This window comes from Arthrobacter sp. NPDC056493, assembly GCF_042795115.1.
Lineage (GTDB): Bacteria > Actinomycetota > Actinomycetes > Actinomycetales > Micrococcaceae > Arthrobacter.
Map to the genome: position 1 here is coordinate 75188 of NZ_JBHTSL010000009.1, position 26373 is coordinate 101560.

19 protein-coding genes and 1 pseudogene are annotated in these 26373 nt (G+C 64.3%); 10 read left to right on the forward strand and 10 right to left on the reverse strand.

Annotation, left to right across the window (positions count from 1 at the left end; translation table 11 throughout):
- Window positions 1-44 precede the first annotated feature (44 nt).
- The 5 genes from ACFQ50_RS06155 (at window position 45) to ACFQ50_RS06175 (ending at window position 6506) form a co-directional block, all read left to right on the forward strand.
- A complete protein-coding gene (locus ACFQ50_RS06155; protein WP_377994645.1) occupies window positions 45-1097 on the forward strand; it encodes an Ldh family oxidoreductase in 1053 nt (350 codons plus the stop codon).
- Entirely contained in the window at window positions 1090-2358 is a 1269-nt protein-coding gene (locus ACFQ50_RS06160) for an iron-containing alcohol dehydrogenase (RefSeq protein ID WP_377994646.1), read from the forward strand. The genes ACFQ50_RS06155 and ACFQ50_RS06160 overlap by 8 nt, the downstream gene beginning before the upstream one ends.
- Window positions 2355-3782 carry an NAD-dependent succinate-semialdehyde dehydrogenase gene (locus ACFQ50_RS06165; RefSeq protein WP_377994647.1) on the forward strand — a complete coding sequence of 476 codons (1428 nt, stop codon included), beginning with the start codon at window positions 2355-2357 and terminating at the stop codon, window positions 3780-3782. The genes ACFQ50_RS06160 and ACFQ50_RS06165 overlap by 4 nt, the downstream gene beginning before the upstream one ends.
- A gap of 113 nt (window positions 3783-3895) precedes the next feature.
- Window positions 3896-5092, forward strand: coding sequence for an enolase C-terminal domain-like protein (locus ACFQ50_RS06170; RefSeq protein ID WP_377994648.1), 1197 nt, complete (start codon window positions 3896-3898; stop codon window positions 5090-5092).
- A 184-nt stretch (window positions 5093-5276) separates the two neighbouring features.
- Complete coding sequence (locus ACFQ50_RS06175) at window positions 5277-6506, forward strand: MFS transporter (RefSeq protein WP_377994649.1); 1230 nt, start codon at window positions 5277-5279, stop codon at window positions 6504-6506.
- Window positions 6507-7064: 558 nt separating this feature from the next.
- On the opposite strand, the gene ACFQ50_RS06180 is transcribed toward ACFQ50_RS06175, so the two are convergent.
- Together ACFQ50_RS06180 and ACFQ50_RS06185 are read right to left on the reverse strand one after the other, a co-directional pair.
- A complete protein-coding gene (locus ACFQ50_RS06180) occupies window positions 7065-7595 on the reverse strand; it encodes a substrate-binding domain-containing protein (RefSeq protein ID WP_377994650.1) in 531 nt (176 codons plus the stop codon).
- 408 nt (window positions 7596-8003) lie between these two features.
- Window positions 8004-8978: a DUF4862 family protein gene (locus ACFQ50_RS06185; protein WP_377994651.1), complete on the reverse strand. Its 975-nt coding sequence runs from the start codon at window positions 8976-8978 to the stop codon at window positions 8004-8006.
- 627 nt (window positions 8979-9605) lie between these two features.
- Here ACFQ50_RS06185 and ACFQ50_RS06190 point away from each other — a divergent pair.
- Both ACFQ50_RS06190 and ACFQ50_RS06195 read left to right on the forward strand, forming a co-directional pair.
- Window positions 9606-10007, forward strand: coding sequence for a hypothetical protein (locus tag ACFQ50_RS06190; protein WP_377994652.1), 402 nt, complete (start codon window positions 9606-9608; stop codon window positions 10005-10007).
- 1687 nt (window positions 10008-11694) lie between these two features.
- Window positions 11695-11832, forward strand: coding sequence for a hypothetical protein (locus ACFQ50_RS06195; RefSeq protein ID WP_377994653.1), 138 nt, complete (start codon window positions 11695-11697; stop codon window positions 11830-11832).
- A gap of 289 nt (window positions 11833-12121) precedes the next feature.
- Here the strand turns inward: ACFQ50_RS06195 and ACFQ50_RS06200 are convergent, their stop codons facing one another.
- Window positions 12122-13717 carry an ATP-dependent DNA ligase gene (locus ACFQ50_RS06200; protein WP_377994654.1) on the reverse strand — a complete coding sequence of 532 codons (1596 nt, stop codon included), beginning with the start codon at window positions 13715-13717 and terminating at the stop codon, window positions 12122-12124.
- Window positions 13718-13779: 62 nt separating this feature from the next.
- Between ACFQ50_RS06200 and ACFQ50_RS06205 the strand changes: the two genes are divergently transcribed.
- Window positions 13780-14004: a hypothetical protein gene (locus tag ACFQ50_RS06205; RefSeq protein ID WP_377994655.1), complete on the forward strand. Its 225-nt coding sequence runs from the start codon at window positions 13780-13782 to the stop codon at window positions 14002-14004.
- Between the two features lie 129 nt (window positions 14005-14133).
- Complete coding sequence (locus tag ACFQ50_RS06210) at window positions 14134-14637, forward strand: DUF805 domain-containing protein (RefSeq protein ID WP_377994657.1); 504 nt, start codon at window positions 14134-14136, stop codon at window positions 14635-14637.
- A gap of 147 nt (window positions 14638-14784) precedes the next feature.
- Here the strand turns inward: ACFQ50_RS06210 and ACFQ50_RS06215 are convergent, their stop codons facing one another.
- The 7 genes and pseudogenes from ACFQ50_RS06215 to ACFQ50_RS06245 all read right to left on the reverse strand — a co-directional run bounded on the left by ACFQ50_RS06215 (window position 14785) and on the right by ACFQ50_RS06245 (window position 24496).
- Window positions 14785-15867 (reverse strand): glycerophosphodiester phosphodiesterase, encoded by a 1083-nt coding sequence (locus ACFQ50_RS06215; protein ID WP_377994658.1) that lies wholly within the window; start codon window positions 15865-15867, stop codon window positions 14785-14787.
- A 76-nt stretch (window positions 15868-15943) separates the two neighbouring features.
- The gene (locus ACFQ50_RS06220; RefSeq protein ID WP_377994660.1) at window positions 15944-17647 is read right to left on the reverse strand and encodes a phospholipase C; all 1704 of its coding nucleotides are present in this window, start codon (window positions 17645-17647) and stop codon (window positions 15944-15946) included.
- Window positions 17648-17745: 98 nt separating this feature from the next.
- Entirely contained in the window at window positions 17746-18789 is a 1044-nt protein-coding gene (locus tag ACFQ50_RS06225; RefSeq protein ID WP_377994661.1) for a DUF6454 family protein, read from the reverse strand.
- Window positions 18790-19234: 445 nt separating this feature from the next.
- Window positions 19235-21391, reverse strand: coding sequence for a glycogen debranching N-terminal domain-containing protein (locus ACFQ50_RS06230; protein ID WP_377994662.1), 2157 nt, complete (start codon window positions 21389-21391; stop codon window positions 19235-19237).
- 228 nt (window positions 21392-21619) lie between these two features.
- Window positions 21620-21966, reverse strand: a pseudogene (locus ACFQ50_RS06235) (formyltransferase family protein); the annotation flags it as partial.
- Window positions 21967-22097: 131 nt separating this feature from the next.
- On the reverse strand, window positions 22098-23117 hold the full coding sequence (speB, locus tag ACFQ50_RS06240) for an agmatinase (protein ID WP_377994664.1): 1020 nt from the start codon (window positions 23115-23117) through the stop codon (window positions 22098-22100).
- The gene (locus ACFQ50_RS06245; RefSeq protein WP_377994665.1) at window positions 23114-24496 is read right to left on the reverse strand and encodes an MFS transporter; all 1383 of its coding nucleotides are present in this window, start codon (window positions 24494-24496) and stop codon (window positions 23114-23116) included. The genes speB and ACFQ50_RS06245 overlap by 4 nt, the downstream gene beginning before the upstream one ends.
- A 183-nt stretch (window positions 24497-24679) precedes the next feature.
- On the opposite strand from ACFQ50_RS06245, the gene ACFQ50_RS06250 reads away from it, so the two are divergent.
- Window positions 24680-26212: a PucR family transcriptional regulator gene (locus tag ACFQ50_RS06250; protein WP_377994666.1), complete on the forward strand. Its 1533-nt coding sequence runs from the start codon at window positions 24680-24682 to the stop codon at window positions 26210-26212.
- Window positions 26213-26373 lie beyond the last annotated feature (161 nt).

The following is a 26373-nucleotide window of genomic DNA, read 5'->3' on the forward strand; positions in this document are numbered from 1 at the left end:
TTTCCTGTGTGGATGATCTTAGGAGTTATACAGAGGAGGGATCAATGAAAACAAGCGCCAAGGAAAGTGCCTCCGAAGCCATTGTCGTGCCAAGCGGCGATCTGCGGAAGGTGATCAGCGATGCGTTGGCGGCGAATGGGGCCTCGAGGCCCCACGCCGACATCCAGGCCGCGAACCTGGTGGAAGGAGAACTGCGCGGGCACGCGTCCCACGGCATCCGCAGGCTGGCGGTTCTGATCGAGCGGATGCGTCGGGGCCTCATTGTCCCGGACGCCGAGCCCGACATGGAGTGGGTGGCCCCGGCGGTCCTGCGCGTGGATGGGAACCGCGCTTTCGGACCTGTCGTGGCTTACACGGCCATCGACGAAGTAGTGGCCAAGGCCGACGACACGGGAATAGCGATGGCTGCTATTTCCAACTCGAGCCACATCGGCATGCTCGCCCCCTACGTCGAATCGATCGCGCGCCGCGGCCAGGTCGCGGTACTGCTGACCACCAGCGAGGCCCTGGTCCATGCCTGGGGAGGACGGGGCGCCAGCGTGGGAACCAATCCAATTGGCATTGGCGTCCCGACGGCGGGGGAGCCACTGGTGCTTGACATGTCCACGGCTTCCGTCTCGATGGGCAAGATCATCGACTACGCCGCTACGGGCAGGGCCCTGCAGCCAGGCTGGGCCGTGGACGCCCTGGGCCACCCGACCACTGACGCCGCGGCCGCAGTAGATGGGGGAGCAATCTCTCCGTTCGGCGGCCCCAAAGGCTACGCGCTGGGGATAGCGCTCGAAGCTCTTGTCGGCACCCTGACCTCCACCGCCTTCGGGACCGATGTTGTGGGAACGCTGGACACGGAGTTCCCTGCCACGAAGGGCGACCTGCTGATCACTGTGAGCCTGGAAAAACTGGGCCTGACCGGCATGATGCCCGCTTTGACCGACTACCTGGCCCAGGTCCGGGACAGCGGCGTCGCCGGCCCGGCCGACATCCCTGGAGACCGGGCACGGCGGACCAGAGAAGAGCGGGCCGCTATCGGCGTGCCAATCGATGACGAGGTTTGGGCGCTGGCCCTCAACTACGCGGAAGGACTTTCCCATGACTGATATCGCCAATTCCTTCGGGCTGCTGCGGCTGCCCGACTCGATCGCCTTCGGTGACGGGTGCCGGTCCGGTATTGCCCGGACTGTCGCTTCCCTGGGACACAGGGCACTGGTGGTCTGCGATCCGTTCCTGGCCTCGACCGAAGCTTTCAACCAGCTCCTGCAGGAGCTGGAGGCCCTGGACGTGGCCGTGACCGTGGACACCCAGGTTGTTCCCGAGCTGCCCGTCGCCGTCGTCGAAGAAGCGATCGAACGGGCGGTGCTTACCCGTCCGCAGGTCATTGTCGGCTTCGGCGGTGGCAGCGCACTCGACCTGGCAAAGCTGATCGCCCTGGGCCTGGCCCACGGCACGCCCCTGAACCGGTTCTATGGCGAGAACCAGGTCCCCGGACCGGTGATCCCCCTCGTAGCGGTACCAACAACCTCCGGCACCGGCAGCGAGGTCACCCCGGTCGCGGTCCTGGCCGACCCTGACCGGGAGCTCAAGGTGGGCATCTCCAGCCCCTACCTGATCCCGCGGGCGGCCGTCGTCGATCCCCGGCTCATGGTCGGTGCACCGGCCGCGGTCACGGCCAGCGCCGGCGCGGACGCGCTGGTGCACGCCATCGAGGCGTACACCTCCAACAACCACGCCCCGCAATGGGCGGACCAGCTGCCGGTCTTCGTCGGCGAGAACCTCCTGAGCTCCACACTGGCCCTGGAGGCCATCCGGCTCATCGGGCTCTCGCTGCGCGGTGCCGTCCGGGACGGGCAGGACTTCCAGGCCCGCTCCCGCATGGCCTATGCCAGCCTCCTGGCGGGCATGGCATTCGGCACCGCCGGAACCCACCTCTCCCACGCCATCCAATACCCGGTCGGCGCGCTCACTCACACGCCGCACGGGCTCGGAACCGGAATGCTGCTGCCCTACGTGATGCAGGCGCTCCTGGCCACCGACGCCCGGCGCCTGGCCGACATCGCCCAAGCACTCGGCGTCGCTACAGACAGCACCGAGGAATCGGCCCAAAACGCCATCGACGAGGTCGCCGCCATCATGGCCGACATCGGACTGCCCAATCACCTGGCAGCCATCGGCGTCACCGAGGCGGACCTGCCCCGCATCGTGGAACTGTCCCTCACCGTGCGCCGGCTCGTCACGAACTCAGTCCTTGAACCCACGGAGGAGAACCTCCACCGCATCGTGCGCGCCGCCCTCAACGGCGACCGCACCGCGCTGAAACCCGTTCCCACCGCAGCCTCGACCGAAAGCGAAAACCAGCAGTGAACCACCTTTCCGACCTCTTTATTGGCGGGCGCTGGACGCCCGGAACCACCGGCAACAGGTTCCCCGTCATCGACCCCGCCACAGGGGACGAACTCGCCTCCTTCGCCATCGCGGACGAAACCGACTGCGACGCCGCCGTCGAAGCCGCCTCCGCCGCGCTGCCCGCCTGGTCCGCGACCGCGCCGCGGGTACGCGGCGAAATACTTCGACGGGCCTTTGAGATCCTCACCGAAGAAAAGGAGCAGCTGGCCGAGACCATCGTGCTCGAAAACGGCAAGTCCTACGCCGACGCCCTGGGCGAAGCCTCCTACGCCATCGAGTTCTTCCGCTGGTTCGCCGAAGAAGCGGTGCGCGTCCGCGGCGACTTCCGGCTCTCGCCCAGCGGCGACAAGCACATCATCGTCACCCACCAGCCCATCGGCGTCGCCCTGCTCATCACCCCCTGGAACTTCCCCGCAGCGATGGCCACCCGCAAAATCGCCCCCGCCCTCGCCGCCGGCTGCACGGTCATCCTCAAGCCCGCCCGGGAAACACCCCTCACCGCGGCGTTCGTGGTGGACGCCCTCCGCCGCGCCGGCGTCCCGGACGGAGTGGTCAACCTGGTCACCCCCGTCCCCACCGGTCCCGCCGTCGCACGCATGCTGCACCACCCCGAGGTCCGGAAGGTCAGCTTCACCGGCTCCACCGAAGTAGGCCGGGTGCTGCTGCACGAGGCGGCCGACAACGTCGTCAGTGCGTCCATGGAGCTCGGCGGTAACGCTCCCTTCGTCATCCTCCCCGGCGCGGACCTCAAGGCCGCCGTCGAAGGCGCACTGATTGCCAAGATGCGCAACGGCGGGTCGGCGTGCACCGCCGCGAACCGCTTCTACGTCCATTCCTCCCTGGCGGCCGAGTTCGCCGAACGGATGGCCACCGAGCTCGCCACATGGCGCGTCGGGCCCGGCTCCGACCGGGCAAACCAGCTCGGAGCGCTCGTCTCCGTCCAGGAACGCGACAAAGTAGCCGACCTGGTCACGGCCGCCGTCGAGTCAGGCGCGCACATCCTCACCGGAGGTGAAGCCTCCGGGCACGGAGCCTTCTATCCGCCGACCGTCCTCACCGGCGTCACCCACGACAGCCCCATCACGCAGACCGAGATTTTCGGCCCGGTGACCGCCGTCATTGAGTATGACGACGTCGATGACGCCGTGCGGATGGCCAACGACACCATCTACGGACTCATCGCCTACGTCTACGGCGAGCAGGCCCCAGCCCTCGCCGTCGCCCAGCGCATCGACGCCGGTATGGTCGCGGTGAACCGGGCCGTGCTCAGCGACCCCGCCGCACCCTTCGGCGGCATGAAGCAAAGCGGATTGGGCCGGGAAGGAAGCTCCGAAGGAATCCTGGAATTCCTCGAAGAAAAGTACATCGGAATCGACCTGTAAGTCACAGAGACGAGAACAATGAAGATCACAACCCTTGACATAGTCGGGCGGGACAACGTGGAGGTTGCTCACCCGGAGGCCGACAACGCGAACGTATTTTGGAAGGCACACGCATGATTGACGCAAAGATATCCTCGGTCCGGATGATCGAGGTCTCCGCCCTCATTCCCGACGATCCCTCGAACCGCGGATTCCCTCCGCAATCAAGGGCAATCAGCGTCTACGACCAGTACCACCCCGCCGACGGGTGGCAGCTGCCGGCGGGTCCACGGCGCAAGTCGTTACTCTATCTCGAGATCGGAACGACGGCCGGCGTGACGGGCCGCTACGGTCCCATTGACCAAGAGGCCGTCGCACCCCTGGCAGAGGGAATGGCCAAATCCCTTCTGGGCCTCGACCCGCTGGCGATTACCTTCATCTGGGACATGCTTCAGCGGGCAAACCGGCACTCCCGCCACGGAAACCGCAAGATCGCGATCAGCGCGGTCGACAACGCCCTGTGGGACCTGAAGGGGCGGCTGCTGGGCCTGCCGGTCTGGCGGCTGCTCGGAGGATCCGGCCGAACCCGGATTCCTGCGTACGCCAGCACGCTCGGAACGTTCCACGGCGAGGGCGAGGTGGAGGAAACCGCCGCGCAGCTCCTCGATGAGGGCTACACCGCCCAGAAATGGTTCTTCTCCGACGGGCCAGCGCAGGGTGCCGAAGGAATGGAACGCAATGTGGCCCTCGTGGAGCGGACCCGTGCCACGGTCGGGGACCGCTCCGAGCTGATGTTCGATGCCTTCATGAGCTGGGACCTCGCCTATGCCCGGCGCTGGTGCGCGCGTGTGGAGCACCTGCGCCCTGACTGGCTCGAGGAACCGTTCCCTGCCGGCGCCATCGAGTCTTTCGCCCAGCTCCAGGCGTCAACCAACATCCCGCTCGCAACCGGCGAACACCTCTACGACCGCCACGATATCCTTCCGTTCCTCCAACGCGGGCTGCTCGGCGTCCTTCAGGTAGATCCGGAATGGTGCGGCGGCACCACCGACCTGGTCCGGATGTGCGCCATGGCAGAAACATTCGGCGTCCCCGTGATCCCGCACGGCCACGGCATCCGCGCTGCACTGCACGTTGTTGCGAGCCAGCCACCCGAGGCCTGCCCGCGCGTCGAATACCTCTTCCACCACGAACCCGAACGGCACTACTTCGAGATCGACGCCCCCGCCCCGCAAGGAGGCTCCTTTTCCCTCCCGACGCTCCCGGGCTTCGGCATCGAATTCGCCGAGGACCGCATCAAGGAATCCCAGGACGTGCTCGCCGAATCCTAAGCAGACTGGACCCGGCGGCTGACGGCCACCCAAGGCCGCTCAGCCTGCCGGGTCCAGCCGCCCCGCGGAAAATCCGGTGCTTGGGGGGCTCTGGCTGGGCCTCCCGGAACCTGCCTCAGCATCAGTACGCTCGGAATACCGGTGGATCACCGGACCGAAAAAGAACTACACGATAAGGCAACTCATGTCACCCGACACGTCCGTCGCTGAACGCGAAACGCAGGGATCAATCGGCGACGAGCACCGCTCCGGACACTGGGGAGGCGTCTTCGCCATGTCGTTCGGCGCCTTTGCATTGGTGGCCTCCGAGTTTATGCCCGTGAGTCTGCTGACGCCCATGGCCGCGGATCTGCAGGTCTCCGAGGGCATGGTCGGGCAAGGCATAGCAATCTCAGGACTGTTCGCTGTGCTGACAAGCCTGTCAATCTCCACCCTGGCCGGGAGCATCAACCGCAAAACCCTGATGATCTGGCTGACAGCGCTGATGGGCTTCTCCGGTGCCCTGATCGCGCTGGCTCCGGGCTATCTTCCTTTCATGATCGGCCGGGCGTTCATCGGTGTGGTGATTGGCGGCTTCTGGTCGATGTCGGCTGCGACGGCGATACGGTTGGTGCCCGCGGCTCGGGTGCCCCGCGCCCTCGCGATCGTCAACGGCGGAAACGCCCTCGCTACCGTGTTGGCAGCGCCTTTGGGCAGCTACTTGGGCTCGATCATTGGTTGGCGGGGAGCATTTTTCTGCCTGGTTCCGGTGTCAGCTCTCTGCCTTGCCTGGCTGTGGTTCAGCCTGCCGTCCCTTACCGCTCCCCATCGGTCGAGGAGGGTCCGGGACATCTTCACGATCTTCACGGCCCTCCGCGAACCGCCCGTCGCGTGGGGCATGGCCGCCTGCGGCGCCTTCTTTATGGGCCAGTTCATCCTGTTCACCTACGTCCGCCCGTTCCTGGAGACGGTGACCCGGATCGACGTGACCGCGGTCTCCCTCGTGCTGCTCGTCCTTGGCGTGAGCGGTTTTGCCGGCACCGTGCTGATCGGCCGCTTCCTCGGACCCGGCCTGTACAGGACGCTAACTGTCATTCCCGCCCTGATGGCTCTTATCGCGGCGGCCCTGATTCCTTTCGGCGCCTGGCTCGTCGCCGTCGTGGTTCTCCTGGGACTGTGGGGACTGCTGGGAACCTCGGCACCAGTCGCCTGGTGGAGCTGGATCGCCAAGGCCCTGCCGCACAACGCCGAACAGGGCGGCGGACTCATGGTGGCTGTGGTCCAGACATGCATCGCCCTCGGCTCCACCGTGGGCGGTCTCCTGTTCGACTCCATCGGCTATGGCGGCACGTTCGCCTGTAGTGCAGCAGTCCTGCTCCTGGCCTCCGTCTTGGCACTGGTGACCTCCCGGGCCACGCAACAGGCAGCAAGCTAAGGAGCCCTAGAGTTCTTCGATTGGCTCGCTACCATCGATGAACCGCACGGTTGTGATCGTGCAACGGCTGGGAAACCTGAGGGATCAAGGTTTCCCAGCCGTACCTGCCCCAACACGTCCGGAAGGCCAGCTCCGTGACCGGCTGGCCACATACTCGTCGACGGCGGCTACACCGCCGTTTCGTTAGTCCGCCAACATTGCGTCGGACTCAACAAAGGATGTCAAGCATGGAAGGCCGAGCTGAAGAAGTCCCGTGCCGCGGCGATCAGGCCCCGCCGGGGCATCGTTTCTACAGTCTCGTCCAGTTCCGTCTGCTTCGCTCAAAATCCTTCCTTCTTGATGCTGTCGCCCGACGTCGGGGCGGGCAGTTTCGGCAGGTCGCGCCGTTGGGTTCAGGGTGTCGGTGTTTTACGGGTTCCGGGACCGGTGACGGTCGGGCGGATGGGCTCCGACAACGACCGGTAGTTGGGAGGGGACCATGGCGTGGGGGCAACTGTAGGCGGGAGCAGCGAGCATATCCCGACGGTGGCGTCCCTAGGGCCGCCATGTTGTGCAGGGCTATGGCTTCGCCCCTCCTTCCGCCGAGGCCTTATCGTTCGGGGCTGGGCCGCTTGAGCCGCGCACAATCAGGCGCGGAGCGTCGAGGGGTCCGGGCCCGGGGAGATCCACCCCTAGCAGCCTGAGCAGTTCGGTCGCTGCGTGCGTGCCGCGTTGGGTGCTGTTGCGAGCCACAGTAGTCAGACCTGGGTTCATGTACTCGGCCACCCGCTGGTCGTCAAAGCCCACCACGGAAACGTCGCGGGGGATTTCGACGCCGGTTCCACGCAGGTAGTGCATGCCTGCCATTGCCATCAGGTCCGGCCGATATATGAATGCTGTTGGCGCCTTCGTCTGTGCCATGGCGCGTTTGGTGGCGGAAACTGCAGCGCCGGTGGTGTAGTCAGTTGAAATTGTCGAGACTGGCTTCAGCCCCACGGACGCCATGGCTTCGAGGAACGCTTCAGTGCGGATCTTTGGTTGGATCCTGGAGGGCGGCCCGCCGATGTGGCGATTTGGCGGTGGCCCAATGCATAGAGGTGATGGACGCATTGGTCCATGCCGGCACCTGGCGGGTTGTTTTCGACGTGGGGAAAATCAATTCCGGGAGGCGCGGGGCCAATGAGGACGCTGTCCCGGAAAATGCCGCATACACCCCGGCCAAGCACGGCGTTGTGAGCCTGACCAAGAACGATGCGGCTGAATATGGATCTCGGGGCTGCGCGTCAACGCGAGCGGCCCGGCTACGCTGAGACGCCGCTGGTGGCCCACCGCACTGAAGGAAGTCCTCCGGAGGGGATCGCGAACGTCACCACATTTCTTCTTTCCGACAAGGCCGGCTTCGTGACCCCAGACCGCACGAGCTTCAAGTGGATAACCTTGTATAGCCCCGCGATTGGCGTTGCCCCAGGGCTCTCGCGCCCGGGCTGCGCCACGCCAATCCGCGTACGTGCATGGGACTCAGCAAAGGGTGTCAAGCATGGAAAGGCCGAGGTGAAGTCGTTCCGTGCCTCGGGAGCCGACGGCCGCACCCGTCTTGACTCCTATATAGGAAAGCTCATTCGGAAGCTTGGCCAGGAGTCGGCGGGCGCCGTCTGAATCGAGCAGTGACCCTGGCTCGTCTGATGCGAGGCCGAGATGTACGTCCTCCCATTCCGCGCTGCGTTCAGTCGCCACCGGGGCCGCGCCGGAGAAAGCGAATGCACCCAGTCTGTCGCCGAGTTTCTCGACGTGCTCAAAGGGTGTCGTAGCGCTGCGTCCCTCGATGGCCGACCTGCCCCAGTTAACGAGATGTCGGATGCGCGGACCTCCTGAATAGGTCGCCGACTGCACGGCCACCACCTCTTCTTCGACGGTCAGATAGCCCTTCTGTGGCGCTTGGCCTGGTACCAGGGCGTCCGAGTGCTCGACAAGAAGTTCGATATCTCCCCAGTCCCAGCTGGCAATTTGGCTGAGGGAGTCGGTGAAAGCAGACACGCTGGAGCGGTCGGCGCGCGGAGCTGACTGTAGTGCAAAGGCGCGCACCGAAGTCCGCCCAAGCCGTTCCTGTAAACGGAGGGTCTCCATCCGGGCTGACGCGATGTCGCTTAGGGCCCGCTCGCGGCCGGCGGGGTCCTCCGAGGCCAAGCCATAGCCGTGGTCGGTTTTCGTGGCGGTCAGCGTGACTGACATCGCACTGACCGTGTTGCACCATCCGGGATCGAGAAGGTTGCTCAACCTGGCTAGTCCACGTGGGTGGAGTTGGCCGCCGAACACTGGCAGCTCGAGGCCACCGATGCGGGAGTCCGACCTGAGGGCCGCGTACCAAAGGTCCTCGGCTTCGTTGTCCTCGGTGAGGCCGACGGGGGCCGCGTTATAGGCGGAATAGACGATGACCGTCTTGGTCGATTTCGTTTCCTGTGAGCCAGAAAAATCTGAGAGTCGCGGCGAAGTCATGGCCCCTATGTTTCCCGTTTCCCCCGAGACCCCCTAGTTGCGTCCCGCTGGACAGGACGCTTCTCGCGCCCTCCTGCCGTGTGGAGATCCAGAGGAAGGCCCGTTTCCTGGCGGTGGCAGGGACTGGGACTCTGTGCCGGGTTGCCCGCTCCTTTAACGGGCACTTGATCCTGCAGTCTTCATTTTTTGTGCGATGAGATATCTGAAGGAGGCTGCAACGCCATGATGATGCTTAATGATTTTCAGGCCGCGACTTGCCTCGTGCGGCGGGTTGAGGCGCTGGGCCTGATTCCGGGCTCAGCACAGCAACATTGACCGGGATGGCAAACACACCCCATGGCCCGATCCTGTTGGCCAGGTAGCCGTTGAGCTTCAGCTCGCTTTACTCGGGGCGTTCCAGACAGAGGCGACCCGCTGAATGTCGTGCGGGTGGACGGCGACCCAGACGCCGAAGCGGAGCTCGTGGCCTCCCTGCAGCCGACGTCTGCAGCACGCACATTGTGCACGTATGCGCCGTCGAAGAGCTCATCCATCCCCCCGGACTCTCGTCGTCGGGGCGAGTCTACGCGGGTTATTAGCTACCAGTCAGCAATGTCCTTGGTGAGACAGGAACTATAGGATCGGGAAATGAAGATCCGTTTTCTGGCCCCGACCGTTATGGCATGTCTTATTCTGCTGGTCTCGACTGGTTGCATGAACGGGCCGAAGCCGGATCTCGGTGCACGCGATGCGACCGTCTCATCGGTCATGCAGGCTTTGCACGCCGCGGACAAGGACCAGCTAATCAAACTTTCTCAGCCTGGCCCGCAGTATGCCGACGGGTACGCGCAGATGATGATTTCGGACTGGGGTGGGGTGAAAGACTCCGGATACTCCACGTCCTATTCGTCCGAGGCCGCCCCGGAATTCGTCGCCGTGCGGGTAAGCACCCAGGACTCATCCGGGCGCCCAGCGGACGTTGAATTCGCACTTCGGTGGAATGACAGGACCTGGTTGTTGGACATCGGCTCTGACCTGAACCGGACATAGACCTCCGTCAGGACAACGCCGTACTTTTCAGCCGTGGGCCAGTTGGCCAGCCGTCGCCTTCAGTCGGCCACTCCGTCACCGTGTCGCCATGCCGGTGTGCCACCCTCCACTCGCCGTCGTCGCGGCGGCGTTAGCAATGGTGGTCTTGTCGGCAATGTACCTGGCGTTCCTGTTGCGCGTCCGCCATCACGACGGCACGTTCTGGGATGAGGAAGAGGCGGTTAGGGCAGATTGGGAAGGCCGCGGGCGGGCGCTGTAGCCAGGTTTGGATCGGAGCGTCCACTGCTCCTTCTGGAACGCCGACCGGGACAAAGCGTTCCTCGCCAGACTCCTATTCCTGCCATTCAGGCTTCGAACGGAGCAGGGCAAGAGCGTGTACAAGCTGCTCTGCTTTGCGATCGGATACGGGGACGCCCCAGTTCGTCTGAATGTAGCGACTAACGCGTGCTGCTACCTCAGCTGGAGAAAGTCCATTAGCCAGCCAGGACATGGCCAAGTCCGCCTCGGTGTCATATTCGTATACAGGGAACGCGACACCCCCGAACCCCAAGTCCGCAAGGTCCGTATCAACGAAGATGCGCCGCACGGCTCGGCGACGCTCCTTATCCCGCCGATTCATATCGGACTCCCATTAAGCTCTTCACCAGAGCCCACAATAATCCGTTCCGCGGAGCTGCCTCTTTGCTAAGTGGAAATCTCCAACGGACGGTCCTAGCTGTCCAGCAGAATGCACTAGACGTCGACACGGGCGGCGACTGGAGGCTGCAGGCCTCAGCCAACAAGAACTAGACCAAGAAGTAACATGGCCCCGGTCGCGCAAAAGAGCGCAATTCTCCTAAATGTCCTTTTTCGGTCCTGCAGCGTATGCGCGTCAGGTCCGCGCCGTATCGCCCTAACCAATTGCCAGCAACTGACGGCCACAAGGACGATCCCCGGCCAGAACAGCACGCCTTGATAAAGCGTCAACGTCATGCCACTTCCGCTGGTTCTAGCTGTCGTCTAATCGTTCCTTGGCTTGTTTGGTATCCCAGCGCTGTCGGGACCTGATCCCTTCCGCCGCACCGGCTGTCCCCGCGCCACCCTGCGACATAGGCCCTGCCTGGCAGGATTTTGGCTGGCAGAGGCCGGGGCTGTCCATCGGACTGCGTACACGATTCTTGGTCCTGTTGAATAGCCATGGCCGGACCATACTGTTCCTATGAGACCAAGGCTTGTTGGTTGCGCGGTCGTTGCCGTGCTCTCGGCGGTGTTGTCAGCTTGTACCCCGCCCCGGCCACCTGCCGGCGAATTGCCGCCAGGTCCTGGGGAGCAACAGTCCACAACGGCCGTGCCTGGAGAGCTTGTGGGCCGCGGGTTGGTGCGTCAGGAGGGAACCGGGCTGCCCGAATTCTGTATGGGTGGCATGGCCACCTCCGATCCGCCCTTATGTACTGGCCCGCCTCTCCGCGGCTGGGACTGGTCACTAGCGGACGGCGAAGAGACAGTGGCTAACGTAACCTACGGAGACTTCGTGGTCCACGGGACCTGGGACGGAACCAGTTTCACCGTCACAAGACCCCCACGAAGCATCTCGTCCAACGAATCATGGGGAGAACCGGATCCTCGACAGGATCCACGCCACCCTGGCGCCGGGACCAAAGCGCGCTTGCAGCAAATCCAACGCGAGATATGGGAGACAGAGCGACCCGTGGCAGACACGCTGGTCGAAAACGGTTACCTCTTCCGGTTCGTTCCCCACGACGACGGGTCGCTGCAGAAGGCGATGGATAAGCGCTACGGTCCGGGGATTGTCGTGGTCCGGTCCCAGCTCCGCCCTGCCGACTAAACCGACCGCATCCCCAACCCTAAAAGGGTAGGATCTGCACGAACCCGGGCTCTTCCATCCAGCGGGTGGTGAATGGGATTGGTAAGAGCTAGAACAACAATTGCAGAATTGCCCAGAGAATCGCGCCGTTGACCCGGCTTGCCTTCAACTAAGCAATATCCTAATTTAGGGTCCTCAGCCAGGGCCTGACCGGAGTGCTTGGCACGTGACGAGCGTCGGGTCATCAGGACCTTCGCCGCTGCTGGGATCTGAAGCTCGTGCACGCACCTGCACGGAAAACGCTAAACCATCAATTTTGCGGGAGTGGGGCGTCTCTTCCCGAATCTGGTTCCGCCGGCGCGGCCGATAACTTTCTGCCCCGTGGGGTATGGAGCAGAGCGCGCAACGTCTGGATGGTGTCGGCCTCCGCGGCCGTCTTGTCGTCACGGTAGCGCTTGACGCGTGCGAACCGAAGGGCGATTCCACCCGGATAGCGGGGAGAGTGTTGGACGCCGTCGATGGCGATCTCGACCACGGTAACCGGCTCGGTCCACACCGTACCGGCCGACCGCCGCAACTCCAACTCCTGGAACCTTTCGGTCTGCCATTGCAGCAGCGCGTCGGTGAGGCCCTTGAAAGTCTTGCCCACCATCACGTAGCCGCCGGGGTCGCCGAACTCGCCAACAGGGTCCAGGGCGCCGAGGTGCAGGTTCGACAGCAGCCCGGTGCGCCGTCCTGACCCCCATTCGCAGGCGAGCACCACCAGGTCGTAGGTGAGCACCGGCTTTACCTTGATCCAGTTCGAACCCCGCCGGCCGGCGGCGTAGGCCGAGCCTACCGCCTTCACGACCACACCCTCATGGCCGGCGGCCAGCGCATCGCGCGACACTCTCTCGGCAATAGCCGCATCCGCAGTGATTTTCCCCGGGATGCGGTGACCGGGGGCGATGCGCTCGAGCACGCCGATGCGTGTGGACAGCGGCTCGTCGAGCAGGTCGCGCCCGTCGATGTGCAGCACGTCGAAAAACCACGGATGCAGCAGCGTGGTGCGTGCCGCGTTCGCCCCGAACCGGGACATGGTCTCCTGGAACGGCCGGGGGCCGCCGTCCTCGTCCAGGGCTAGAGTCTCGCCGTCGAGAATCACATCGCGCACGGGCAGTCCGCGCACCACCTCCACCACCTCAGGCAGCCGGTGGGTCACTTCGGCCAGGGTGCGGGTGTAGATGCGCACGTCGTCGCCGGCACGGTGAACCTGGATGCGTGCGCCGTCGAGCTTGTATTCCACCGACGCTTCCCCCGTCGCCTCCAGCGCCTCGCTGGCACTGGCCGCGGTTGCGGCGAGCATGGGCTGCACGGGACGCCCGACGACGAGGCCGACGGCGTTAAGCTGGGCCGCGGTGCCCGTGATCGCCAGCAGGGCGGTCCCGCCGAGATCGCCGGAGAGCATCGCTGCGCGGCGTACGGCCTCGACCGGCCGGCCTGCGGCGCGGGCAACCGCATCCGTCAGTACTCCTTCGAGTGCACCGGTACGAAGTTCTCCGAGCAGCACGCCGGCGATGAAGGCCTGCTCTCGTTCGGTGGCTTCCGCCATCAGAGTCCGAAGGGTGGCGGCGCGTTCCACGGTCGAGCCAGCGCCTGCGGCTGCCTGCAGTCGGTCCAACGCAGCGTCGAGGTGGGCAATGGTGAGATTCGGCTCCGGAGCGGGCTCGCCCCTGGACGCCCGCATGGCGCTCCAGCCGATCCCGACTCGGCCCTGGCGAGGCTTTGCGGTGAGCAGGCCGACCGCCGTCGGGATGTCCGCGGGCTCGAGCCGGAGCAGCAGGTCTGCAAGTTCGTTGACCTTTGCCAGCCGGGAGCGGGTGGCCGCGACGGCTTCCAAGGTCCTCACGAGCACGTCGAGCAGCATGGCACCAGTCTGTCACGGCCGCTGGTCATGGACAGCGACTAGCGATTAGGCCCTGTTCCTGAATGGGCGCGTGGGAATCATCATCGCCAGCTGTTGCCCTCGACGGCGTCTACCGGACGCCGGGCGGCAGCGAAGAAGATACAGCACCTGCCATCCTGGTTGGTGGCATCTCCCTGCTGATGCCGTACGGCCTGGCACGCCACCTCGTTGCCGTCGTTGCCCTTCCGGGGGCGTTGGCCGGTGCAATTGGCGGTCTGGCGGACCGGGGAAACCGCCGCAGCCGGTAGCGATGCGGTACATCGCCCCGCTGTCGTGTGAGGGGGAAATTCGGTGTCAATTTGCGGGCTGACCAGGCTTTTCCTCCACGGGGCACCGTACGATGAGCACGTCTCATCACTCTGACATTGGGGGAAACCTTGAGCTATCCGCAATACCCGTCCCAGCAGCCCTACCCATCCCAGCAGCAGGCCTGGCAGGGCGAGCCGCCGCTCTGGGCACCGTACTATGGCGCGCCGTTCCCGGCGGCCGTGAAGCGGTTCTTCAAGAAGTACGCCACGTTCTCGGGCCGCGCCAGCCGCAGCGAATACTGGTGGTGGGCGCTGGTATCCATCATCGTCAGCTTCGTCCTGAACATCGCCATTAGTGTCGGCACGGCCGCCTCGTCGTCCTCGGGCCTGAGCAGCAGCCCGCAGCTCGGCCCGGGTGCCACGTTCGGGATGATCCTGCTCGTCATCTGGGGCCTGGCCACCATCGTCCCGTCCATCGGGTTGACGGTGCGGCGCCTGCACGACAGCAACAAGAGCGGCTGGATGGCCCTGCTCGGCCTAATCCCGTTCGCGGGCCCCATCATCCTGCTGGTGTTCGCGCTCCTCGGCCCCGACCCGGCTGGTCAGCGCTTCGACCAACCCGCAGGTTACTGACCACGGGGCAATCTAGTAGCCAGATGGCCCCGCTGTCACTGCTCGGCGCTGACGACCCGAAGAGTTTTTTCACCATCCGGGATAGATTGACCAAGGCCCCTGCTTCGGGAGTCCGGAGCAGGGGCCTTGGTTGCTGCATCTGGTGGGTCAGCTGAGTGCGGACGCGCCAGGCTCGAGGGTGTATTGCTTCGGCAGTTTCAGGGACCGTTCTGCCATGACGTCACGGAGCAGGTTCGGGTAGTCGGTGATGAGGCCGTCGACTCCGGTGTCCATCAGGGCACGCATGGTGGGCTTGTCATCGACCGTCCACGGGATGACCTGCATGCCCTTGGCATGGGCGCGAGTCACCATGTCTGCGGTCACGTAGGGCACGTAACCGGGCTCGGTGACTTTCCCGTTTTGGGGTGTGCCGTGGACCGGGGAGATGGCGTCAAAGCCGAGGGAAGCGGCCGCGTCCACGAGGTCACCGCCGAAGTCGTCGGCGTCGATCCCGCCCAGCCACGGTGAGGCGCCGGGCTGGCCGGCCTGCAGGAAGTCCTTATTGGTCAGGGCGACGGTGCGGATGCCCGGTTCACGTTCCTTCACCAGCCGCAACGCGCCCCAGTCGAAGCTCTCGATGGAGACGCGGTGCTGCATGTCGGCGGCTTTGATTTCGCGCAGGGCGACGTCGACGAATTGCTCCCGCGGTGCCGTCTGCTCTGGCGCGCCCGCCTCGACCTTGGTTTCGATGTTGAACCTGACCTGGGAGGCGCGGTAGCGCTTGGTCAGGTCGAAGACCTCGGCGAGGGTGGGCATCTTCGCGCCGGGTGAGGCCTGCTGGCCGGGGAAGCTGGTCAGGGTCTGGGAGCCGCAGTCGAGGCTGCGGACCTGGGCGAAGGTGAGGTCTTTGATGTACTTCCCGACATAGGGGAACTGCGGGTCGCCCGGCGTGACGGGGGCCGTGTCCTGGCACTTCTGTCCGCTAATCTTCCGGTCGTGGGTAATGACTTCCCGGCCGTCCTTGGTGATCTGCAGATCGAGTTCAAGGGTGCTCACGCCCACCTCGAGCCCTTTAGCAAAGGAGGCGAGGGTGGATTCGACGGTGAGGCCGATCCCGCCGCGGTGTGCCTGAAGGTCGAAGTGGTTGTCGGTGCCGTTGGGGTTGGTGTCGGCTGCCTGGGCCGGGAGGGTTGTTCCCAGTGCCAGGCTGGCGGTGAGGGCCGCCGCGGTGAGCAGCTTGGTGTACTTCATGGTGGTTCTCCAATGGTGATGGGGATGGGCGCCGGGAAGGGTTTTGCCCCGGCGGCGGGTGAATGGAGTCTGGTACTTACTTTCCGGTGTTGCCGTTTGCGGTTCGGGTGTCGGATGCGACGGCGCCGGTCTGTTCGTTGAGCAGGACCTTGTCGTTGCGCTGGTGGTGGAAGTTGAACATGGCATTCATCGAGCCGGCCGCAGCGTCGGCGGAGGCGTCCCCGATCTGGCCGGTGTGCCAGTTGTCTTCGATGAAGCGAAGGATGGAGGCCTGGTCGGTTTCGGTGTGGTCCACGAAGTTCTTCTTCGCGTAGGGGGAGATGACTACCAGGGGCTGGCGCGGGCCGGGGCCGCAGCGGTCAGCGTAGCCGCCGGCCATCGGGACGCCGCTGGCCGCGGCACTCTGGCACCATGCGGCGTCGTCGGCGAAGTTGGAGGAGTTCTTCACCTGGGCGGCGACGTGGTCGTACCAGCCGTCCGAGTCGTCGTAGGCCAGCACGACGGCGGTGTTGTCCCAGTTCGGGGAGTTCTGGATCCGGTTCACGGTGCTGGTGACGAAGTTCTGTTCGTCCACCGGGTCGGAGTAGGCGGCGTGGCCGTCCTGGAACGATCCGGCCTTCAGGAAGGACACGGCGGGGAGATTCCCGGTGTCCACCACTTTATTGAACGCGGTGAGGTCGTACTGGTGGTTCGCCTGGCCGTTGTGGCCGATTTCGGCGTCCGATGCCGGGGCCAGGTGGTGCGGGTTGGAGGTGGAGGCGTAGTACTGGAACGGCTGGTGGTGGGGGGAGTAGTCAACAACGCTGGCGCCGGCGGCGTTGGTGTGGCTGGACAGGCACGACGCCGGGCTGGCCGCCGTTGCCGCTGTGGTCGGGGTGAAGCCGCCTTGGAACCAGCCCCAGGACACTCCCTTGGTGTTGAGCAGGTCGCCGATGTTTTTGCCCGTCATCCCGGCGAGGTTGCCTGTTTTGGCGTGGCTGCTGTTCGAGCAGTCGTCGTAGACCGGGTCGGGGTCGTTGATGACGGTGCCCACGCCGTTCGCATCGGGCTGGCGGACGGCGCTGCTTCCGGACGCCGGCGTAGCCGCGGGCTGTCCGGTGGCGGTGTATTCGGTGGCCCCGTGGGTCTGGCCGGAGATGAGGTTCAGCGCGCCCGGGGTGGAGGGGCCGAAGACGGTGCTGAAGTGGTTGTCGCTCATGGCGTAGTTCTGGGCGTAGTTCCAGATGCCGGTGACGGTGTTGCCGTCGTAGTAGTCCATGGTCAGGCCGGGCCGCCCGTACTGGTTGGTGCCGCAGGCGTCGCGGCTGGTGAACTGGACGAACCTGTCCATCGCGCCGCCGTTGTAGGCCTTCTGCTCGGAGGAGTACCCGTGGTCCTGGTCGCAGGTGACGGCCTGCATGGGCGAGAGCCGCTCCGGCTGGACAGAGTTGGGATTGTTCGGCGCGAGCAGGCCCGCGTTGGCCAGGGTGTTGATGTCCTTCGGCGTGTCTTTCGCGGCGGTGAAGGCGGCTGCACGGGTGGCGCTGCCCTGCTGGGTTTCGCCGGCGGGGTTGGCCGCCTTGGGGTAGGTGGCGAAGTAGTGGTCGAAGGAGACATTCTCCTGGAAGATCACCACCACGTGCCTGATCGGCGTCGCCGTGTCCCGGTGAGGCTCGACGGCGGTGGCCGGGCTTGCGCCGAAGCCGGCCAGTCCGGCGGTGAGGGCTGAGACTGCCAGGGCTGCGGCGCCGGTGGCGCCGGCAATGCTTTTTCGGGTGAATCGTGGTGCTGGATAAGGCATGGGGAATCCAATCGTTCCTGGTGGGGGAGGAGAACCGGTGGACCGCCGTCGTACGTGACAACGGTGTCCGGTGAGGTTGGGCGTCCGGTGAGTGGGGCCTACTTGGCCGGGGTGACGTCGGCTTCGTAGGTGAGGATCTCGGTGCCGTTGCCTTCCTCACCGTTGTCCGGGGCCACCGTCATGGTGAGGTGGCTGCCGGCAGCGGTCATCTTGAAGGGGTTTCGCGTGGCCACATGCCCTGCGGTGGACCACTGCTGGAACGGCACATCGCGGACCACGTTGCGGGATTTGAGATCGATCATTGCCATGCCGCCGAGCTCATAAGTTGCCGCTGTGCCGCCGGCCGCAGGGGTCTGCGGGAGGTTGGTGACGCCGGCGCAGAGCATCTTGGAGTTGGGCACGTACTGGCAGTCCTGGTAGTCGACGAAGAAGTCCGGGTTCTGCCAGGTGGACAGCTGCCTGCCGTTCAGGTCCCATTCCGCGAACCGCCGCGAGCCCCAGGTGTTGCCCACCAGGTGGCCGGTCTGTTTGTCCATCACGATGCCGCCGAAGTGGTCTTTCACTTCGAACTGCTTGTGCACGGTCAGGGTTTTCGCGTCCACGCGGTAGATGATGGCGCTGCTGTTGGGCCGGTACTGGGCGACGGGCACCCAGACGTTGGTGCCGTCGAAGTCGATGCCGCCCGGGTGGTACATGTCGCCCTCTCCCAGGACGATGTCCTTTTGCAGGTTGCCAGCCTTGTCCATGACGAACAGGTGGCCGATGCCCTTGCCCGGGGTGCGGTCGAATCCGTCCTGCGGGGCGGCGAACTTCCTGGTCGGTTCGGTGATCTGGACGGCCGAGAGGAAGATGTGGTCCCGGCTGTAGGCGATCCCCTCCGTGTGGTACGTGGGGAAGTTCAGTTTCAGCTTGGACGTCCGGGTCCAGTTCGTGTTCCGGTCGACGCCGTCGAACGCGTCCGCCAGGGCCGTGTCGGTTACGTGGTGGTCGCCGGGGCCGGCGGTGCCGGCCTGCGGCTGGCCAATGCTGGCTGCGTCTTGGTTGCCGGCGGCCTGGGCGACGGCGGTGCCGCCGATCGCGGATGCGGACAGGATGATGGCCGCGGCGGCCGTGAGGATGCCGCGTGTACGGGTCGTGCTCATTGGGGGAGCCTCTCAAAGATGGGTCTTATCAAGAGCTCGCCACGTTACTGATGAGTAATTAACCGGACATGGCTGGTGGGTGAACTGCTGCCTACCGTGCCCCGACGGGTCTGGTAGTGTCCGGCCATCGATAAATTGCGGCGCGGTTCATCGGCGACGTCCTCCATGCGCGGGCCGGATTGCAGGAGTCCACACCTCCAGGCCGGGCCGGTAAATGAGGCGCCGGCAGCGACCGAACCCAAGGGTACAGTCGAGACCAGGCAGTCGTGAATCGACCAAACAATAAACACACGACCCAGCAATCCAGTTGACTATGTCAACCTGGTTCAGGACCACCCACGACCTTGAGGGCCAGCGCCAGCGAATGGGCGCATCATCGCTCACCGTTTTGCCGTCTGCGTCAAATCTGGGAACGGACAAGGACTGACCACTGTGCCGTCTGCCGCTATGTCTTCCGACGCTGGTCGGCTTCCTCCACCAGTTCTGTAATCCATGGCCGATGACCGCGGTGGAAGGCCAGCCCTTCGGGCAGGCCTTGGGCAGATGGGACGGACTTGGCAATGTCGACGGTAATCCGACCGCGGCCCAAAGGCGCGTTCGTGATGTGCACGTCGCCGTACGAATCCGGGAGGGCAGGATCCATCCAAAGTCCACCACGGGAAATGTGGGCGTCGTACCGCATAAGGCTCGTCACCAACATGATCGGGGTGGTTGCTGCCCAGGCCTGCGGGGAGCAAGCGGTTGGATAGGGCACGGGCTCGGAGAATTGGTCCCGACCGAAGCCGCAAAAGAGTTCCGGCAACCTGCCGCCCGAATACTCGGCCGCCTCCAGCAGGGCCGTAGAGATCCGCTGCGCCTCCGCCACGAAGCCATAGCGCATCAGCCCTGCCTGGATAATCGCATTGTCGTGTGGCCAGACCGAGCCGTTGTGGTAGCTCGCCGGATTGTAAGCACCCATGTCGCTGGCCAGGGTCCGCACCCCCCACCCACTGAACATTTCCGGAGACATTAACCGTTCCACCACCAGCGGTGCCTTGTCCTTATCGATGATGCCGAACAATAGGCCATGCCCCATATTGGAGGCGCACGCATCGACATGCCGCTTCATACCGTCCAAGGCAATGGCGTAATAGCCGCGTTCTGGCATCCAGAACTGCTCATTGAACTGTTTCTTCAACTTCGCCGCCCGATCCGCGAGTTCGTCTGCAAGGGAAACGTCTCCGGTGTCATACGCCATCCAAGCCCGGGCTGTAAACGCGGCATAGACATAGGCCTGCACCTCGCAGAGCGCAATGGGAGGTTCAGCCAGTCGACCGTCGGCGAAATTGATACCGTCCCATGAGTCCTTCCAGCCCTGGTTGATCAGCCCCTGATCGTTGAGGCGTTCATACTCGACGAAGCCGTCGCCGTCCTTGTCTCCGTAATCCCGGATCCAGTCCAATGCCCTATCGGCATGGGGCAGCATCTTTGCGATGGTCTCCTTAGCGAAACCCCAGCGGCTAACAGCTCCAAGCACATCGACGAAAAGGGGGGTCGCGTCAACACTGCCGTAGTAAGTGGTTTTTCCACCCAGAGCCAGTGCGCTTGAGACATCGAGCCTCACCTCATGCAGGATCTTGCCCGGCTCCTCCTCGCTCATCGGATCCACCACACGTCCCTGCCGGTCGGCTAAGGTCTGCAATGTGCCGAGTGCGAGGGAGGGGTCAACCGGCAGTGCCATTTCCGACGCCCACAGCGAATCCCGGCCAAACAGCGTCATAAACCAGGGCGCGCCAGCGGCCACGACTACCCTCTCCGGATGGTTCGGGTCTTCGATGCGCAGGGCGCCGAGATCGTCGTAGCTGCGCCGCAACGTTCGCTCGATGGAGCGGTTTCCCATGCGCAAAACCGGAATTTTGGCCACCCATTCCTGCCGACGCCGATCACGAGGGGACAATTCGTCTCCCTCGGCATGGACCAACGAGGCCGCTGAGCCCGGGCCGTCAACGACAGGCCTGACGGTGATGATCGTGCTCCAGGCGCCGCGCGGCGCGATGAACGCCTGGTATGTGAAGGTCTCGGACGCGACAACTGCGCCAGGGGCCTCGAAACGAACACCCTTCCGGATAGCCTGCCACACACCGCTGATGGTCAGGCCGTTGGCCTCCACCTTGCGGGTTTCGTCCCAGTGTCGATGGATCCGCGCTTCCTTCACTTCAAAAAGATCTGCGAAATCGGACTCCACCCTCAGAGAGATCACGCATTCGGCAGGTTGGGGAGAGCAGTTGCGGACGGTGACCTTCTCCTCGAGGCCAGCCCCCACTTCCCGTAGCCGCTCCACGATCAAAGGGCTATCCGCATATCCGTCCGAGCGAGCAACTCGACCGGCAAACAACGCCCGGTACGGCTCCTTAGTCTCCGCGGCCAAGGGTTCGAGCGACTGGCCGTTAATGGTCAGCATCCAGCCGGAGAGGATGCGGGTGTCCTGAACAAAAAGACCATGGGGATAGTCCTGATGGATGTCCCCGTTGGGCAAGGAGATGCAGAAAGATGATCCTTCGACCAAAGTAACCGACCCGGGACCAAGAGGTCCGGCCGCCGTATCAGCATTCCATCCAGCCATTCCGGCTCCCTCAAGAGCTGCCTCCAGCACGCGTTGGCGGTTCAAGTGATGGTGTCGCCGCCGATTCTTCAAGCGACGCTACTCTTGCCCGCCCTCCGATGCCACAGCTGCGGCACATCCATGCTCTCCCCGACTCCGTGCGTCACCCAAGCCTGTGCTGAAACTACGGACACGGCGCAGCCGCCGGATTTCTGTCTGAGCGAGCGGACAACACATTACGAGAGCGCACTAGCGCGGAATCACGGTCCGGTTGTTTTGGAGAAGGACCTTCCTTCGCAGTGCCATCGGACGGCGTTGCGTAGTGCGGCGCATTCGGCCTCCCTGCCGACCGCCACCAGGTACTCGGCGGTGTAGGTGTGGTCAACGGCGATGAGCTGCTGCGAGGTGATCGGGCCTGCATCGAGTTCGGCATTGACGTAGTCGGCCGTGGCGCCCACGATTTTCACTCGCCGATCGTAGGCCTCAATCGGGATATCCCCAGTGATCGCACGGAATAGCAGGTCGTTGAGGCATTGCCCGAACTTGGACACCATGATCAGGATCCGGAGTTTGCGGCCGTGCGGTTCCAACTGCCAGTCCAAGGTCAGCACGTAGGGGCTCCGGATACCGCTGCGGGCCCGGCGATGGTCCGCCGGGCCCGCAGGGGACGCTAGTCAGCGCAGAGGATCCAACCGCGAGCCAGCGAGCGGTGGGAAGGCGCGGCAGGTCAGATGGCCGCCGTCTCCAGGTCTTCCGAACCGGAGACGGAGGCGCCCTTGCTGCGGTTCACCATCAGGCCGAGAAGGTCGAAGACCAGCGTCGCCGCGGCAACGGTGGTGATGTCCGCGTGATCGTAGGCCGGAGCGACCTCGACGACGTCGGCGCCAACGATGTTGATGCCGTTCAGACCGCGCAGCAGCGCCAGCAGTTCGCGGGAGTGGAGCCCGCCCATCTCCGGAGTACCGGTGCCTGGCGCGTAGGACGGGTCCAGGACGTCGATGTCGATGGAGACATAAACAGGGGTGTCGCCGAGGCGGTCCTTGACCTGCTGGATCGCGGCCGGAACGCCGATGATGTCCAGGTCCGAGCAGCGGATGATCTGGAAACCGAACTCGTGGTCGCGGAGGAAATCGTCACGGTCGTAGACCGGTCCGCGGATGCCCACGTGCATCGAGGAGTCTTCAACGAGGAGGCCTTCCTCAAATGCCCTGCGGAAAATGGTTCCATGCGTGATCGGCTGGTCGAAGTAGGTGTCCCAGGTATCCAGGTGTGCGTCGAAGTGGAGCAGGGCAACCGGGCCGTGAACCTTGTTCAGTGCCCGCAACATGGGCAGGGCGATGGTGTGGTCACCCCCGATGGAGATGAGGCGCTTGCCTTCACCATCGCAGTCCGCGGGGCCCTGGAGCAGCGGCAGCGCCTGCTCTTCGATTTCGCGGACTGCCCGGGTGATGTCGTAGGGGGTGCAGGCGATGTCGCCAGCGTCCACGACCTGGACTTCGTACACGGGCTCAACGTCCAGCTCCGGGTGGTATCCGGGACGCAGCAGCCGGGACGCTTCACGGACGGCGGCAGGACCGAACCGTGCGCCGGGCCGGAACGAGGTTCCGCCGTCGAACGGTACACCGACGATGGCGATGTCGTAGTCCGGGACCCGGTCGATTTGGGGCAGCCGGGCGAAGGTGCCCAGGCCCGCATAGCGGGGAACCTTCGTTGCGTCGACGGGGCCGATGGGCTTATGCGTGGTCATGAGAGGGATCCTTCAGTTGCTTTGCTGTTTGCCGGCGATGCCGGCGTCTTTTCAGTGGTGAGTTCCGCGAGGGACCTGTTGGCGGTTTCCGGCGCGAGCAGGAACGTCGCCAGCAGGCCCACCAGGGAGATGACGGCGCCGATGAGCAGCGAGCCGGCGGCGCCGAAACTGAGGATGGCGACCGGCATCAGGTAGGTACTGGCTGCGGAGCCGACCCGGCTGATGGCGGTGCCGAAGCCCACAGCCGTGGCACGGACTTCCGTGGGGAACAGTTCGTTGGGGTAGACGACCTCGAGGAAGCTCGAGGCGCCCGAGGCCAGCGCAAAGATGGCCAACGCGATGAAGAGCGGGGCAGCCTGGACGTTGGGGATGAAGGCCGGGATGGCGAGGGCCACCACGATGATGCCGAAGCTCCACAGGAGCAGCTTGCGGCGACCGATCTTCTCGACGAGCCACAATCCGGGGACACCGCCGACGACGAACAGCATGGAGATCAGGAACGATCCGCCGTAAAGGTTCGCGTCACCGGTCATGCCCATGGATCCGAGGAGGTCAGGGGCGAAGGTGTACACGGCGAAGAGCGGGATGACCTGGGCGGTCCAGAAGATGGAGACGAACAGGGTTCGCTTCCAGAATTGGCCCCGGAAAATGTCCAGGAACTTGACCTGCTTGGCCGGGCCTTCACTGTCGGAAGCGATATCGGCCAGGCCGTACTGCTGCCCGTAGACCTTCTTGATGACCGCGTCTGCCTCGTCCCGGCGGCCGCGGGAGAGCAGCCAGCGCGGGGACTCGGGCGTGCCGAGCCGGAACAGCAGGGTGATGATGGCGAAGATCGCCGGGCTGGCAACCATGACCCGCCAGGCGTCGGGCCCCACGTCACGCAGGAGGTAGCCGACGGCGTAGGCAACGGCAGCGCCGATGGCCCAGACCACGAACGTGGCACCGAGGAGGCGGCCGCGGTGCTTCTTGGGAAGGAACTCCGCAAGCAGCGACGTGGCGATGGGGTAGTCGGCTCCGATGGCCATCCCCAGGAAGAACCGGCAGAGAACTACCTGCCAGATCTCGGTGGCGAAGCCGTTCAGCACGGAGAACACCGCCAAGGCGATGAGGTCGGCAATGTACATCTTGTGCCGGCCGATCTTGTCGGTGAGCCACCCGAAGACGCCACCACCGAAAAAGATACCCACCAGACTGGCCGCGCCCACCATGCCGATTTCGGCCGGGTTCATGTGCAGACCGGGAACCATGGTGATCAGGGCAATGCCGATGATTGACAGTGCGTAACCGTCGATGAACGGCCCACCCGAAGCGAAGAACGTCAGCTTTTTGTGGAATTTGGTCAGCGGGGCATCATCAATGAGATTGCTCGTTGCGCTCATTGCAAACCCTCTCTCGTGAATGCTCATCATTGAGCGGGGAAGTTTCAGTGACTTAATTCTTCGTGACCAGCGTCACCGCGTACACCCGCAGATTGACTACAAATAACGGAAGCGCCTATACATGTGTATAAGCGGCTGTGGGGCGCCCTCGCCCTTCGGATTCGTGAACAGGAAGGGCTCCGCATGGCGATCACCGTGGCCGAATTGCTGGCCGAACCGCAGCTCGGACTGACTCTTTTGGCGGGTGCTGACGGCACGGCCAACCGCATCACCTGGGCCCACACGTCTGACTTGCCAAGGTTGTGGGAATGGGTCACCGGCGGCGAGCTGATGATGACCAACGGCCTGTCTATCCCGGCCAACGACCAAGGACAGGTTGAGCTCGCCGAGGCGCTCGTGAAAGCAGGCGCCAGTGCCCTGGCCATCGGCGAGAAGATGCACGCCCCCGATCTTTTGCCGGCGTTTCTTGAGGCCTGCGACCGGCTTCCACTGCCCGTGATCAACGTCCCCTATCCGCTGCCCTTCATTGCTATTGCCCGCTCTGTGGCCGAGGCATCGCTGCTCGAGGAATCCCGTCGGCTGCGCCAGACGGCCCGCATCTACGATCTGCTTCGCATTGCGGGCACGTCGGAAGACCATTCGCAGAGCCTGCTTCAGGGACTTGCAAGTGAGCTCGACTCGCAACTCTTTGTTATGGTCCGGGGGTGCCTCCATCCGTGGTATCCGGGCGGCCAACGATTGCCCGGATCGCTTAACAAAGACCTGGCACAGCTGAGTGGCCAGACACCCACCATGAGCAAGAAGTTTCAATGGCATTACCTCCGGGACAGGCACGTCCTGTTGATGGACATTCCGACGCACCCTAACGCCCTGCTGGTCGTGCTGCCGAACGCAATACCCCACCCGGACCCCGTCGTCCTGCTGCATGCAGCCACGGTTCTGGGACTGGAACTGTCACGCACCGTTCTGGCATTGGAAAATCAGCGGCGGCTGGGGGCAGAATTCCTCCTGCAGGCCATCGAGGGACGCCTCGGGATAGCGGACGTCGAAAGCCGCCTTGCCGATTTTGAGGTTCCCGCCCGTGAATTCCTTCTTGTTTCGATTTCTGCAGACGACGGGGAAAGGCTGGCAAACATCCACGTCGAGCTGTGGCGTCACGGCTATCCCACGGCGTGCTTCCGCCGTTTCAACACCCTTCATCTGGCTGTCTCCGCCGACCTGACCGATGATCTGTTGATGCACTCCGTCGGGTCGGGTGTCAGAATCGGGATCAGCAGACCGTCAACTGCCGCCGGAATCCAGCGAGCCCTGCAGGAATCACTGTGGGCCCTCGGGACAGCAGCCGGCACCGGCGAGAGGCTGGTCAGCTACGCCGAAGGCCCCTCCTGGATGGGGCTCACCAGCTTCGAGGAAGGCAACGCGCTCGTTCAGAGGTTCCTGGGCCCGATTTTCGAGTACCAACAGGGAGAGCACGGGGACCTCATCGTCACACTGAAAACCTTCCTGGACACCCAGAGGTCGTCGCAGAAGACCGCGGCGGCCCTCTTTACCCACCGGCAGACAATCATCTACCGGATGCGGAAGATCAGCGAGCTGACCGGCCTGGACATGACCGAAACATCCACCCTGTCGCAGCTATGGTTCGCCCTGCAGATCCACGAGGCCATGCAAACGCAGACCCCTTCGCCGCCCGGACATAGCCGACCAAAGGGCTAAGCAGGGTCCGCACTCTCGGGAAGAGGGGCTAGCATGCCCCGTACTGCACGGCGACGTAAATAGCGCCAGCCAAGGCTCCGGCGCAAGTGATCGACACAGCCCAGGTCTCCAGCCGAAGCCGGCCCCGTCGTTGCCGCCGCTTACGCTTGTTGCGCAACACA